Annotated in this window: 13 protein-coding genes; 10 read left to right on the plus strand and 3 right to left on the minus strand. The window is 63.1% G+C overall.

The features are described 5' to 3' along the window. Positions 1-3 precede the first annotated feature (3 nt). From tmk to OGL93_RS12100, 4 genes are read left to right on the plus strand one after another with little or no spacing between them, the layout of a single operon-like run. Positions 4-636, plus strand: coding sequence for a dTMP kinase (gene tmk / locus OGL93_RS12085; protein WP_263262880.1), 633 nt, complete (start codon positions 4-6; stop codon positions 634-636). Beyond that, positions 629-1,612, plus strand: a complete 984-nt coding sequence (locus OGL93_RS12090) for a DNA polymerase III subunit delta' (protein ID WP_263262881.1) — start codon at positions 629-631, stop codon at positions 1,610-1,612. The genes tmk and OGL93_RS12090 overlap by 8 nt, the downstream gene beginning before the upstream one ends. A 33-nt stretch (positions 1,613-1,645) precedes the next feature. Beyond that, entirely contained in the window at positions 1,646-2,002 is a 357-nt protein-coding gene (locus OGL93_RS12095) for a PilZ domain-containing protein (protein WP_263262882.1), read from the plus strand. Positions 2,003-2,026: 24 nt separating this feature from the next. Then, positions 2,027-2,806 carry a TatD family hydrolase gene (locus OGL93_RS12100; RefSeq protein ID WP_263263008.1) on the plus strand — a complete coding sequence of 260 codons (780 nt, stop codon included), beginning with the start codon at positions 2,027-2,029 and terminating at the stop codon, positions 2,804-2,806. A gap of 229 nt (positions 2,807-3,035) precedes the next feature. Here OGL93_RS12100 and OGL93_RS12105 read toward each other — a convergent pair whose 3' ends face one another. Further along, the gene (locus OGL93_RS12105; protein ID WP_263262883.1) at positions 3,036-4,166 is read right to left on the minus strand and encodes an aminotransferase class V-fold PLP-dependent enzyme; all 1,131 of its coding nucleotides are present in this window, start codon (positions 4,164-4,166) and stop codon (positions 3,036-3,038) included. 71 nt (positions 4,167-4,237) lie between these two features. Here OGL93_RS12105 and OGL93_RS12110 point away from each other — a divergent pair, with 71 nt between their 5' ends. Continuing rightward, positions 4,238-4,873 carry a TetR/AcrR family transcriptional regulator gene (locus tag OGL93_RS12110; protein WP_263262884.1) on the plus strand — a complete coding sequence of 212 codons (636 nt, stop codon included), beginning with the start codon at positions 4,238-4,240 and terminating at the stop codon, positions 4,871-4,873. On the opposite strand, the gene OGL93_RS12115 is transcribed toward OGL93_RS12110, so the two are convergent. Next, entirely contained in the window at positions 4,870-5,289 is a 420-nt protein-coding gene (locus OGL93_RS12115) for a hypothetical protein (protein WP_263262885.1), read from the minus strand. The two genes, OGL93_RS12110 and OGL93_RS12115, sit on opposite strands and share 4 nt — an antisense overlap. 97 nt (positions 5,290-5,386) lie before the next feature. Between OGL93_RS12115 and dinG the strand changes: the two genes are divergently transcribed. The 5 genes from dinG (at position 5,387) to OGL93_RS12140 (ending at position 11,161) form a co-directional block, all read left to right on the plus strand. Further along, positions 5,387-7,531, plus strand: a complete 2,145-nt coding sequence (gene dinG, locus OGL93_RS12120; protein ID WP_263262886.1) for an ATP-dependent DNA helicase DinG — start codon at positions 5,387-5,389, stop codon at positions 7,529-7,531. 95 nt (positions 7,532-7,626) lie between these two features. Further along, positions 7,627-8,772 carry a serine hydrolase domain-containing protein gene (locus OGL93_RS12125; protein ID WP_263262887.1) on the plus strand — a complete coding sequence of 382 codons (1,146 nt, stop codon included), beginning with the start codon at positions 7,627-7,629 and terminating at the stop codon, positions 8,770-8,772. 109 nt (positions 8,773-8,881) lie between these two features. Continuing rightward, a complete protein-coding gene (locus tag OGL93_RS12130) occupies positions 8,882-9,901 on the plus strand; it encodes an OmpA family protein (protein ID WP_263262888.1) in 1,020 nt (339 codons plus the stop codon). 14 nt (positions 9,902-9,915) lie between these two features. Continuing rightward, positions 9,916-10,563: a pyridoxamine 5'-phosphate oxidase gene (pdxH, locus tag OGL93_RS12135; protein WP_263262889.1), complete on the plus strand. Its 648-nt coding sequence runs from the start codon at positions 9,916-9,918 to the stop codon at positions 10,561-10,563. A 133-nt stretch (positions 10,564-10,696) separates the two neighbouring features. Beyond that, complete coding sequence (locus tag OGL93_RS12140) at positions 10,697-11,161, plus strand: glycine zipper 2TM domain-containing protein (protein WP_263262890.1); 465 nt, start codon at positions 10,697-10,699, stop codon at positions 11,159-11,161. Between the two features lie 45 nt (positions 11,162-11,206). Here OGL93_RS12140 and nhaA read toward each other — a convergent pair whose 3' ends face one another. Next, positions 11,207-12,388 (minus strand): Na+/H+ antiporter NhaA, encoded by a 1,182-nt coding sequence (gene nhaA / locus OGL93_RS12145; protein ID WP_263262891.1) that lies wholly within the window; start codon positions 12,386-12,388, stop codon positions 11,207-11,209. Positions 12,389-12,468: the final 80 nt, after the last annotated feature.

Below are 12,468 nucleotides of genomic sequence, written 5' to 3' on the forward strand. Positions count from 1 at the left end.
TGTGTGAGCGGTCTGTTCATTACCCTGGAAGGGCCAGAAGGTGCGGGCAAGAGCACCAACCGCGAATTTATCGCCGGCCGCCTGCGCGAGGTCGGCATGGAAGTGCAGCTTACCCGGGAGCCGGGTGGGACGCCGCTGGCCGAGCGTATTCGCGAGCTGCTGCTGGCACCCAGCGAGGAGCCCATGGCCGTGGATACCGAACTGCTGCTGATGTTTGCCGCACGGGCCCAGCACATCGAGCAGGTTATCCGACCAGCCCTGGCGCGCGGCGCGGTAGTGCTGTGTGACCGCTTTACCGATGCCACCTACGCCTACCAGGGCGGTGGTCGCGGCGTTCCGCTGGCACGCATCGCCCAATTGGAAGCCTTCGTTCAAGGCACGTTGCAGCCGGACCTGACCCTGATCTTCGACCTGCCGGTGGAGGTGGGCCTGGCCCGTGCCGCGGCCCGGGGGCGGCTGGACCGCTTCGAGCAGGAAGCCCGTGGCTTCTTCGACGCCGTTCGCCAGGCCTACCTGGCCCGCGCCACGGCCAATCCACGGCGTTACCAAATTATCGATGCCAGCCAGCCCCTCGCTGACGTGCAGGCGCACCTTAACAAGGCCTTGCCGCAATGGCTGGAGCTTGCGCGTGGATGAGCTCTACCCTTGGCAGGCTGAGCTTTGGCAGCAATTGAGCGGCCGCCAGGAGCATGCTCACGCTTATCTGCTCCATGGCCCGCAAGGGATCGGCAAGCTCGCACTGGCCCAACGGCTGATGGCCTTTTTGCTATGCAAGGCACCGGCGCAAGGCCCTTGCGGGCAATGCAAAAGCTGTTTGTTGCTGGCAGCAGGGAGCCACCCGGACAATTTCATCCTGCAGCCTGAGGAAGCAGACAAGGCCATCCTGGTGGACCAAGTGCGGCGCCTGGTGGATTTCGTCAGCCAGACGGCCCAATTGGGCGGGCGCAAGGTGGTGTTGATCGAGCCGGTAGAGTCGATGAACCTGAATGCTGCCAATGCCCTGCTCAAAAGCCTCGAGGAGCCCTCGGGGAATACCGTGCTGTTACTGGTGAGCCATCAGCCCAGCCGGTTGTTGCCCACCATTCGCAGCCGCTGCGTGCAGCAGCCTTGCCCATTGCCGAGCCCGGCACAGGCGGCGCAATGGCTTGCCGCTACGTTGCCGGAGGTGGGCGATGAAGCGCGTGCCGACCTATTGGCCCTGGCCAATGGCTCGCCCTTGGCCGCCCGGGTGCTTCACAGCCAGGATGCGCTTGCCCAGCGCGCGGCGGTGGTGGAAGGGGTCAAGCGCTTGCTCAAGCAACAGCAGAGCCCGACCCAGCTGGCGGAAAGCTGGAACGGCGTACCGTTGATCTGGCTGTTCGACTGGTTCTGCGATTGGTCGCAACGCCTGCTGCGGTACCAGTTGACGCAAGACGAAGACGGTTTAGGCTTGAGCGATATGCGCAAAGTGCTGCAATATCTCGCCCAGAAATCGCCAACTGGCAAAATAGTGGCCGCGCAGGACTGGCTCCTTCAGCACCGCCAGAAGGTGTTGTCCAAAGCGAACCTCAATCGTGTGTTGCTACTCGAAACCCTACTAGTGTCCTGGTTGGCGTTGCCTGGCCAGGGCTGAGCGGGCTTTCCTTCAGGCAGTAAAGGATGATCAATGAACCAGCCGGTCGCTCCGGGTCCGCGTAGCGGTATTCTTTCGCTGACCATCAAGGACAAAGCGGTGCTGTATGCCGCCTATATGCCATTTATCAAGAATGGTGGACTGTTTATTCCCACCGCCAAGAGCTATCGGCTGGGCGACGAACTGTTCATGCTGCTCAACCTGATGGACGAGCCGGAAAAGATCCCTGTGGCCGGCAAGGTCGCCTGGATCACCCCGCGCGGTGCTCAGGGCAACCGCGCCGCGGGCGTGGGCGTGCAGTTCAACGATGGTGACGCCACTGCCCGCAACAAGATCGAGACCTACCTTGCCGGTGCGCTCAAGTCGGACCGGCCGACTCACACCATGTAGATGCCCATGACTTCCTCTGCACCACTGCTCGTTGACTCTCACTGCCATCTGGACCGTCTCGACCTCACCAGCCATGGAGGCTCCCTGGACGCTGCGCTGGCGGCAGCGCGCGAGCGCGGCGTGGGCCACTTCCTGTGTATCGGCGTCAGTGCCGACAATGCTCGAACGGTGCGCGAGCTGGCGGACCGTTATCCGGACGTCGACTGCTCGGTGGGTATTCATCCGCTCGACGTCGCTCCGGAAGGGGCACCAACCCTGGAGTGGCTGCTGAGCGAACTCAATCATCCACGGGTGGTGGCCATCGGCGAGACTGGGCTGGATTACCACTACGAGCCTGAAACCGCAGAGATACAAAAAGCATCGTTTGCCCTGCACCTGGAGGCCGCGACCATTACAGGCAAGCCGGTAATCGTCCATACCCGAGCGGCGCAGGCGGATACCTTGGCGTTGCTGCGCGAGGCGGCGCTGCCACAGGGCGGTGTGCTGCACTGCTTCACTGAGGATTGGCCCATGGCCAAGGCTGCGCTGGACCTGGGCTTTTATATCTCCCTTTCCGGAATCGTCACCTTCCGCAATGCCGAGGCACTGCGGGAGGTTGCGCGGCAGGTGCCGGCTGACCGGTTGCTGGTTGAAACCGACTCGCCCTATCTGGCACCCATTCCCTATCGCGGCAAGCCCAATCTGCCGCAATACGTCTATGAAGTGGCCGCGTTCCTGGCCGATCTTCGCGGCGAAGCCTTCGAGGCGTTCGCCACGCAAACCACCGCCAATTTCCGCCGCCTGTTCCCGCTCGCCAGGGCGTAGGCCCGGCCTGCGCCGTGCAGGCAAAAAAAACCCGGGTTCTGGGGGGGAATCCGGGTTAAGACCATTAGGAGTAAAACAAAGGTGCGCGGTCCGTCGACACCTTTATCGGTACGCCACTTGGGGGGTATGGCGTATCAACACATTGAGTATTAGCCACCCGGCCCAATCGTCCAGCGGCAAATGATCATTTTTTAAACAGTTTTGGAATCAGCGCGAGCGTGTTCACAACTCACACGCTCAGTTGCCGAACGATCGCCAGGGCGTCTGCAATCGCCTCTTCGCCGGTATAGAAGTGGGGCGAGAAGCGCACACCCTTGCCGCGAGGTATGCACACCACCCCTTGGGCCATGAGCTGCTTATGCAGCGCGATGCTGTCCTTGCCATCCACGCTGAAGGAGAAGATGCCCGCTCTTCGTTCGGGCGCCAGCGGGGAATGGATCTGCCCACCCGGGATCTGCCGGATGCCCGAGATCAGTTGATCCACCTGCGCCTCGATGGCGCGATGAACCTGCTCCATGCCCACTTCTTCGAGCAGGCCGAGGCTTGCCTCCAGTGCCATGGTGCCCAGGATGTTCGGGCTGCCACATTCGAACCGTCGGGCGCTGTGTGCTGGCTCCCAACTTTCGCGGGTGTAGTCGCCCATGTGCTCCAGCATATGCCAGCCATACTCCTGCAAGCGCAGGCGCGGGCGCAGCTCTGGGCGGCAATAGAACACCCCGAGGCCCTCCGGCCCAAGCATCCACTTATGCCCATCGGCCATGGCGAAATCGCATTCACAGGCCTGAACATCGAACGGTGCCGAGCCCAGCTGCTGGATCGCGTCCACGCAAAACAGCACGTCCAGTTCACGGCAGCCTTGGCCAAGCTTGACCAAGTCCATCTTCAAGCCGCTGGCATATTGCACCGCGCTAATGGCCAGCAACCGCGTGCGTGGTCCACAGGCGGCGAGCAACGCGCCTTCTGGGTCATCGCCGGCGAGGCTGACCTTGATTACCTCGACCCCTTGCGGAGCGAGGGCTTCCCAGACGATGCGGTTGGACGGGAACTCTTCGTCGCTGATCACGACTTGGTCGCCAGGCTCCCATTCAAGCCCGAAGGCCACGAACGAGAGTGCCTCGGAGGTGTTCTTCACCAGGGCAATGTCGCTGCTGGCCGGCGCATTGAGCAGGCGTTGCAGGCGCTCGCGCAGCCGTTGCTCGACCTCTAGCCAGGTGGGGTAGTCTCGTGCCCCGGTTGAGACGTTCTCTTGGGCGAAACGGGCTACGGCGTCGGCACTGCGCTGGGGCCAAGGGGAAACCGCCGCATGGTTCAGATAGATGAGGCCGGCGGCTTGGGGGAATTCCTTTTGAAACCTGGACATATTGGGATGATCCGTGCAATTTGACGCCATTTAGGCATAATACCCGCTTCGATTCAGCCCCCGGTCCGTGTATGCAGAAAGAACCTCGAAAGGTCCGCGAATTCCGCCGTAGGGAACAGGAAATCCTCGACACGGCACTCAAGCTGTTCCTGGAACAGGGCGAGGACAGCGTCACCGTGGAGATGATCGCCGATGCCGTGGGCATCGGCAAAGGGACCATCTACAAGCATTTCAAGTCCAAGGCCGAAATCTACCTGCGCCTGATGCTTGACTACGAACGCGATCTGAACGGCCTGCTGCAGTCCTCTGACGTCGACCGCGACCGGGAGGCGCTGTCGCGCGCCTACTTCGAATTCCGCATGCGCGATCCGCAGCGTTACCGCCTGTTCGACCGCCTGGAAGAAAAAGTAGTCAAGGGCAGCCAGGTCCCGGACATGGTCTCGGAGCTGCACAGCATACGCGCCTCCAACTTCGACCGCCTCACCCAGCTCATCAAGGGTCGGATCGACGAAGGCAAGCTCGAGGACGTTCCACCGTACTTCCACTATTGCGCCTCTTGGGCGCTGGTGCATGGCGCGGTGGCGCTCTATCACTCGCCGTTCTGGAGCAACGTGCTCGAGGACCAGGAGGGTTTCTTCCAATTCCTGATGGACATCGGCGTGCGCATGGGCAACAAGCGTAAACGCGAGGGCGATGGCCCGGCCTAAGCCATCGCTGCCAGCCCCGCTGCACCAGCCAGGAGCAGCGCGGCGGCTACCAGGTGCAGGCGGATGCCCCGTGCCAAGGTAGCCGCCACGCGGTCTTCGCCAGCGGCCCCGGCATTTTCCAGCTCAGCCAGCCTCAACAGGCTGACCCGCAGTAGCAGCGCTGCCGCTGCCAGGGTAGCCCCAAGCTGCCATTGCGCTAAGCGTGGCGCTGTTTCCAGCCCCGGGTAGCGGGCCTTGAATGTCATCACCAGGCACCCGGCCAAGGCTACGAAGCCCACCCACGCCATGACGCAGCTGCGGCGGACGCGACCTGCCTGGGCGGCGTTAAGCCCCCCATACAGCAGTGCCAGGCAGCACGCCAGGGTGGCCGTGGCCAGGGGCAAGTCGCTTTGAAAAAGAAAACTTATAGGGTTCATCGGAGTTTCGGTCGGCGCTTTTGAGAATAGGGGGTATGATAGCGACCTTCCCCGAACTACTGATAATCCATCCAGCCCTTTGGGCCGCTCGGACCACATGCTCAGCACTGAATTAAAATCCACCATCCAGGGCGCTTACAGCCGTTTTCTCGAGGCTAAGGGGCTCAAGGCCCGCTATGGCCAACGCCTGATGATCGCCGAGGTCGCCAAGGCACTAGGCGCCGTGCCCTGCGATGAAGAGGGCCGGCGCAGCGGCGAGCCTGCAGTGGTGGCGGTGGAGGCAGGTACTGGCACCGGCAAGACGGTAGCCTATAGCCTGGCGGCGATTCCGGCGGCCAAGGCCGCTGGCAAGCGGCTGGTGATAGCCACCGCGACTGTGGCACTGCAAGAGCAGATCGTTCACAAAGACCTGCCGGACATCATGCGCAACGCCGGCCTCAACTTCAGCTTCGCCCTGGCCAAGGGCCGAGGTCGCTACCTGTGCCTGTCCAAGCTCGATGCCTTGCTGCAGGAAGGCCAGGCGCAGACGGCGACTGCCCAGCTGTTCGAGGACGAGGGTTTTTCCATCGACGTGGACGAAGCGAGCCTCAAGCTGTTCACCAAGATGATCGAGAAGCTGGCCGGTAATCGCTGGGACGGCGACCGCGACAGTTGGCCGGAAGCGCTGGAAGACCCGGTCTGGGCGCGGCTGACCACCGATCACAGCCAGTGCACCAACCGCCATTGCCCTAATTTCCAGCAGTGTGCCTTCTATAAGGCACGGGAGGGCATGGGCAAGGTCGATGTGATCGTCACCAACCACGACATGGTTCTGGCCGACCTCGCCCTGGGCGGCGGCGCCGTGCTGCCAGACCCGAAAGATACCCTCTACGTCTTCGACGAAGGGCACCACCTGCCAGACAAGGCCATCGGCCACTTCGCTCATTTCACCCGGCTGCGTTCCACCGCCGACTGGCTCGAGCAAACGGCTCGCAACCTGACCAAGCTGCTAGCGCAGCATCCCTTGCCAGGAGACCTGGGCAAACTGATCGAGCAAGTCCCCGAACTGGCGCGGGAACTCAAGGCCCAGCTGCAATTCATGTATGGCGCTTGCGAGCAGCTGGCCGATTTTCGCCCAGGTGAAGACATGGAAGGCCGCGAGCGCCCGCGGCACCGCTTCGTCGGCGGCTTGGTGCCGGAGCACATCCGCGAGATGGGCATGGAACTGAAAAAAGGCTTTGCCCGCCTCACCGACCTTTACACGCGCTTGGCCGAATTGCTCAAGCAGGGTATGGAAGGTGAGGTGAATATCGGCATCGCCAGCCACCAGGCGGAAGAGTGGTACCCCCTGTTTGGCAGCCTGTTGGCCCGTGCCCAGGGCAGTTGGGAGTTGTGGGTGGCCTTTACCGCCGAGGATCCGGAGGGCAACCCGCCCATGGCTCGCTGGCTGACGCTGGTGGAAGCCGGGGCGGGGTATGACCTGGAAGTGAACGCCAGCCCCATCCTGGCGGCCGAGATGCTACGCCGTAATCTCTGGAACGTAGCCTTTGGCGCGCTTGTCACTTCCGCGACCCTGACCGCGCTGGGCCGCTTCGATCGCTTTCGCATGCGTGCCGGGCTGCCTCGCGACGCAGTGACCGCCGTGGTCCCCAGCCCCTTCCATCATGCCGATGCCGGCGTGTTGAGAGTGCCGGACCTGCGTGCCGACCCGCGGGATGCCGCTGCGCACACCGCGGCGATCATTCGAGAGCTGCCCGGGCTGGTCGAAGGCTCGCGCGGCTCGCTGGTGCTGTTCTCGTCGCGGCGCCAAATGCAGGACGTGTTCGACGGGCTGGACCGCGAATGGCGCCGGCAGGTGTTTATCCAAGGCAACCTCTCCAAACAGGAGACCCTCAACAAGCACAAGGCGCGGGTCGATGAGGGCGACAGCAGTGTGCTGTTCGGCCTGGCCAGCTTTGCCGAGGGCGTCGACCTGCCTGGCGCCTATTGCGAGCACGTGGTTATCGCGAAAATTCCCTTCGCCGTGCCGGATGATCCAGTGGAGGCCGCACTGGCAGAGTGGATCGAAGCGCGTGGCGGGAACCCGTTCATGGAAATCGCCGTGCCGGATGCGTCCCTGCGCCTGATTCAGGCCTGCGGCCGGCTGCTGCGCACCGAGCAAGACCGCGGCACCATCACCTTGCTGGACCGCCGCGTTGTCACCCAGCGCTACGGCAAGGCCATCCTCGACGCGCTTCCTCCGTTCCGCCGGGAGATCGGCTGAGCAGCTGGGCCATAAGGGCGCCGTTGTTCTTCACAAAGCCGGCAATCGCTGAAACAATACGCAGCAATTTTACCCAGGCGCGCCCGGAGCTCCCCTTGCTAGTCAAAGGCCATTTTTCCCTTGAATTCGAAGCGGTGCGCGATGCCTTCGCCGCACTGTTCGACGACCGCCAAGAGCGCGGCGCGGCCCTGTGCGTTCAGGTCAATGGCGAAACCGTCATCGACCTGTGGGGGGGCACTTGCGACAGGGACGGTGGCGAGGCCTGGCACAGCGACACCCTGGTGAACTTGTTCTCCTGCACCAAGACCTTCACCGCCGTGGCGGTATTGCAGCTGGCCGCTGAAGGCAAGCTGAGCCTGGATGCCCCGGTGGCGCAGTATTGGCCGGAATTTGCAGCCAACGGTAAAGCCGCCATCACAGTGCGGCAATTGCTGAGCCATCGCGCCGGCCTGCCGGCCGTGCGGGAGCTGCTGCCAGCGGAGGCACTCTACGACTGGGCTGCCATGACCGCGGCGCTGGCGGCGGAAAAACCCTGGTGGGAGCCGGGAACGGCTCATGGGTATGCGGCGATCACTTATGGCTGGCTGTTGGGTGAGCTGATCCGCCGGGTGGACGGGCGTTCACCGGGCCGGGCAATCGTCGACCGGGTGGTGACGCCGTTGCAACTGGACTTCCATATCGGCCTGGCCGACAGCGAGTTCCACCGCGTTGCCCACGTTGCCCGAGGGAAGGGCAACCCAGGCGACGCGGCGGCCCAACGGCTGCTGCAAGTGACCATGCGTGAGCCGGAAGCCATGAGCACCCGGGCCTTCACCAACCCGCCGTCGATCCTGACCAGCACCAACAAGCCAGAGTGGCGTCGCATGGAACAGCCAGCGGCCAACGGTCACGGTAATGCGCGCAGCTTGGCCGGTTTCTATCAGGGGCTGCTGGAAGGCACCTTGCTTGAAAGCGAATGGTTGGACGAGCTCACCCGCGAACACAGCTCCGGCGATGACCTGACACTGCTAACGCCAACGCGCTTCGGCCTGGGTTGCATGCTGGACCAACCAACTTTGGCCAATGCCACCTTCGGCATGGGCCCGCGTGCGTTCGGCCACCCCGGCGCAGGCGGTTCGGTGGGCTTTGCCGATCCAGAGCGGGGGGTTGCCTTTGGCTTCGTCACCAACACGCTAGGCCCTTACATATTGATGGACCCCCGCGCGCAGAAGCTGGCGCGTACGGTCGCCAGTTGCCTTTAACCTCACGCGACCGACGGTTACCCAGCCTGCGCGGAATGTTCTACCATCCAATCAACGATTTATGTGGGTTTTTTAACCCGATTTATTGACACCACTTTCCGGATCGATCATGTACGCCAAGAAGACTCTCGCTTTCGCTCTGTGCCTGGCCATTACGGGCTGTGCTCACACCTCGCAGGAAGCCCATTCCAACGCGGATGCAGGCTGGTGGCCGTTTGGCAAGGACGCCCCTGCCAAGGAAGTGGTAGCCAAGGACAACAGCGTGGAGCAGGCGGTGCAGGATCGGGTTGCCAAGGCCGAGGCTGCGTCCGATGCGAAGGCGGCAAGCGAAGGGCACTGGTGGTGGCCGTTCAGCGGCAATGACAAGCCTCAGGCCGCGGCGGTAAACCCCAAGGGCGCCCCTGCGGCGGCCATCGCGGCAGCCGCCAAGGTCGACCCGCAGGTGACCAAGGCCTGGCTGGATGCTTATGAGCCTAAGCTGCGCGAAGCAATCAAAGGCAGCAAATTCGAGCTCGAGCGCCATGAGGACATGCTGGTGGTCACCGCTCCGGTAGACAGCTCGTTCAACCCGGATCGCCCCGCGATGCTGCTGCCGGTTTCCTTGGCGCCCATCACCAACGTGGCCAAGGCCCTGGAGAGCGATAGCAAGACCTCGGTACTCATTCTTGGCCACGCCGATGCATCGGGCGCTACCGACGCCAACAAGAAAGTCAGCCTGGAGCGGGCGCAGTCCGTTGCTGCGATCTTCCGCCTCAGCGGCTTGCAGCGTAACCGCCTGAGCCTGCGCGGCATGGGTGCGATCGTGCCACGCGCCGCCAACGACAGCCCTGCGGGTCGGGCCCTGAACCGCCGCGTGGAGATGCTGGTAACGCCTGAAAGCGGGATGGCCACCTTGATGGCCAAGTACGACCAGCCAACGCCGGTCGCCGCCGCTATCGTCGCTCTGCAGGATGTGAAAGCCGTGCCTGACGCACCAGTGGCTGCGCCTGCTACTCCTGCGAAGAAAGCGGCCACCGCCAAGAAGGCTACAGCGAAGCCTGCGGCAACCACCGCGAAGAAAAAGGCCGCCCCTGCCAAGAAAGTAGTGGCGAGCAAAAAGCCCGTGACTGATCAGCAAGCCAAAAACTGAGCCGGAACACGTCAATGAGCAAATCCCTGGCGGACATGCGTCGTGATTACACCCGCGAAGGCCTGACCGAAAGCGAGGCCCCGGCCGATCCGCTGATCCTGTTCCGCCAGTGGTTCGATGAGGCCGTGCAAACCGAACAGTTGCCGATCGAGGCCAATGCCATGACGTTGGCCACCGTTGACAGCGAGGGCCGGCCGCACTGCCGGGTATTGTTGCTCAAGGGTGTCGACGACCAGGGTTTCACGTTCTTCAGCAATTACGAAAGCGCCAAGGGGCAACACCTGGCGCTGAATGCGTTTGCGGCCATGACCTTCTTCTGGCCGACCCTCGAGCGCCAGGTGCGTATCGAGGGGAGGGCGATAAAGGTCGCGCCCGCCGAGTCCGAAGCCTATTACCAGGTGCGCCCTCTAGGCAGCCGCATCGGTGCCTGGGCTTCGCCTCAAAGCCGGCCGATCAGTGACCGCGCTGAGCTCGAAGGCTTGCTGGAGCTGACTCGCCAGCGTTTCGGGGACACGCCGCCGAGCTGCCCGGATCATTGGGGCGGGTATCGGTTGGTCCCTGACCGTATCGAATTCTGGCAAGGGCGGCCCAGCCGCCTGCATGATCGCCTCGATTACCGCCTGCACCATGGTGCCTGGCAACGGCAGCGGTTGGCCCCCTGAGGGCGGCGTCGCTGTAAGGTTTCATTCGCAGTGGGCGGAGCTGTCTTTGCGCGGCACCTTCAAAAATCTCGGGTTTCGTGACACGCTTTGCGGGACGGCGTTTAATGGCTGTCTGTCCTACGGAGTTTGATCCATGCGTAAATCTGTTGTTTTTGCAAGCTGCTTCACTGCCATGTCCTTGCTGCTCGGCGGCTGCACCTCGAGCCTCACCGGCGACACCTATTCGCGTGACGAAGCGCGGCGCGTTCAAACCGTGCGCATGGGTACCATCGAGGCCCTGCGCCCAGTGAAACTCGAAGGCACTAAAACCCCCATCGGCGCTGGCGCCGGGGCAGTCGTCGGTGGCGTGGCGGGCAGCACGGTCGGCGGCGGGCGCGGTAGCCTGGTAGCGGCGGTCATCGGTGCGGTGGCGGGCGGTTTGCTCGGCTCGGCGACTGAAGAAGGCCTGACCCGTACCCAGGGCGTGGAAATCACCGTGCGCGAAGACGACGGCAGCATGCGCGCTTATGTTCAGCAGGTGCAGGAAAACGAAATCTTCCGCATCGGTGAGCGCGTTCGCATCATGACCGTCGACGGCACCAGCCGCGTCACTCACTGACGGCCAAGCCAAACGGGCCCGGGCTGCATGCCCGGGCCCGGCTATTCAGGCCGCCCGCTTGCTGGCGGCTGCCATGATCAGGTACCCACCGATCGCCGCCAGCGTAGACCCCGTTAGAATCCCCATGCGGTCCTGGCCGGCGTATACGCTGGTCGCTGGGTCGAATGCCAGCGAGCCAACGAAGATGCTCATGGTGAAGCCTATGCCGCAAAGCACCGCTACACCGAGCAGTTGCCCCCAGTTCGCCCCAGTCGGCAGGGCCGCCAGGCCGCTACGCACCGCCAGGAACGTCAGCCCGAACACGCCGATGGTCTTCCCTGCCAGCAAGCCGGCGGTGATCCCCAGCGGCACCGAATGGGTAAAGCTTTCCAGGTTCATGCCGGCCAGTGAAATCCCTGCATTGGCAAACGCGAACAATGGCAGGATGGCGTAGGACACCCAGGGGTGAAGGGCATGTTCCAGGCGCAGCAAAGGCGCTTCATGCTCGGTTTCATCGCCGCCGCGCAACGGAATGAAGAACGCCAACGCCACCCCGGCCAGGGTCGCATGCACGCCGCTTTTCAGTACGCAGACCCAAAGCACCGCACCCACCAGTAGGTAAGGCGCCAGGCGGCGCACGCCAGCACGATTGAGCCCGAACAGTACCGCCATGCACCCAGCGGCCAGCATCAGTGCGGTGCTCGACAAGGCACCGGAATAGAACAGCGCGATGATCACGATGGCCCCCAGGTCATCGATGATCGCCAGCGTCATCAAAAACAGCTTGAGAGAGGCGGGTACGCGTTTGCCGAGCAGGGCCAATACACCCAACGCAAAGGCGATGTCCGTTGCGGTAGGTATCGCCCAACCGGCGGCGGCCGCGGGGTCCTGATGGTTCAATGTCCAGTAGATAAGCGCCGGAACCGCCATGCCGCCGAGAGCGGCGGCGCCGGGCAAAATTACCTGGGAGGGCTTGGCCAAATGGCCCTGGAGCATCTCGCGCTTGACCTCCAGGCCGATCAACAGGAAGAACAGCGCCATCAGCCCATCGTTGATCCACAGCAGCAGCGGCTTGGCCAGCTCCAGCGGCCCCAGGCGCAACCACACCGGGATATCCAGAAAGCCCATGTACCAAGAGGAAGCCGGCGAGTTATTGGCCAGCAGCGCGACTACCGCAGCGATTATCAGCAGTAGGCCACCGGTGGCCTCCATCGCGAAGAATTTCCGAAGCGAGAGACGTACGGACAAGGCGCCCTCCTGAGTCCAGTGAATAAAGGGGCGTACCCTAACGCGCTATGGCCGCCCGGCAAACAAAAAGTATAAGCTTA

This window comes from Pseudomonas sp. RIT-PI-S (assembly GCF_025642975.1).
Taxonomy (GTDB): Bacteria; Pseudomonadota; Gammaproteobacteria; order Pseudomonadales; family Pseudomonadaceae; genus Aquipseudomonas.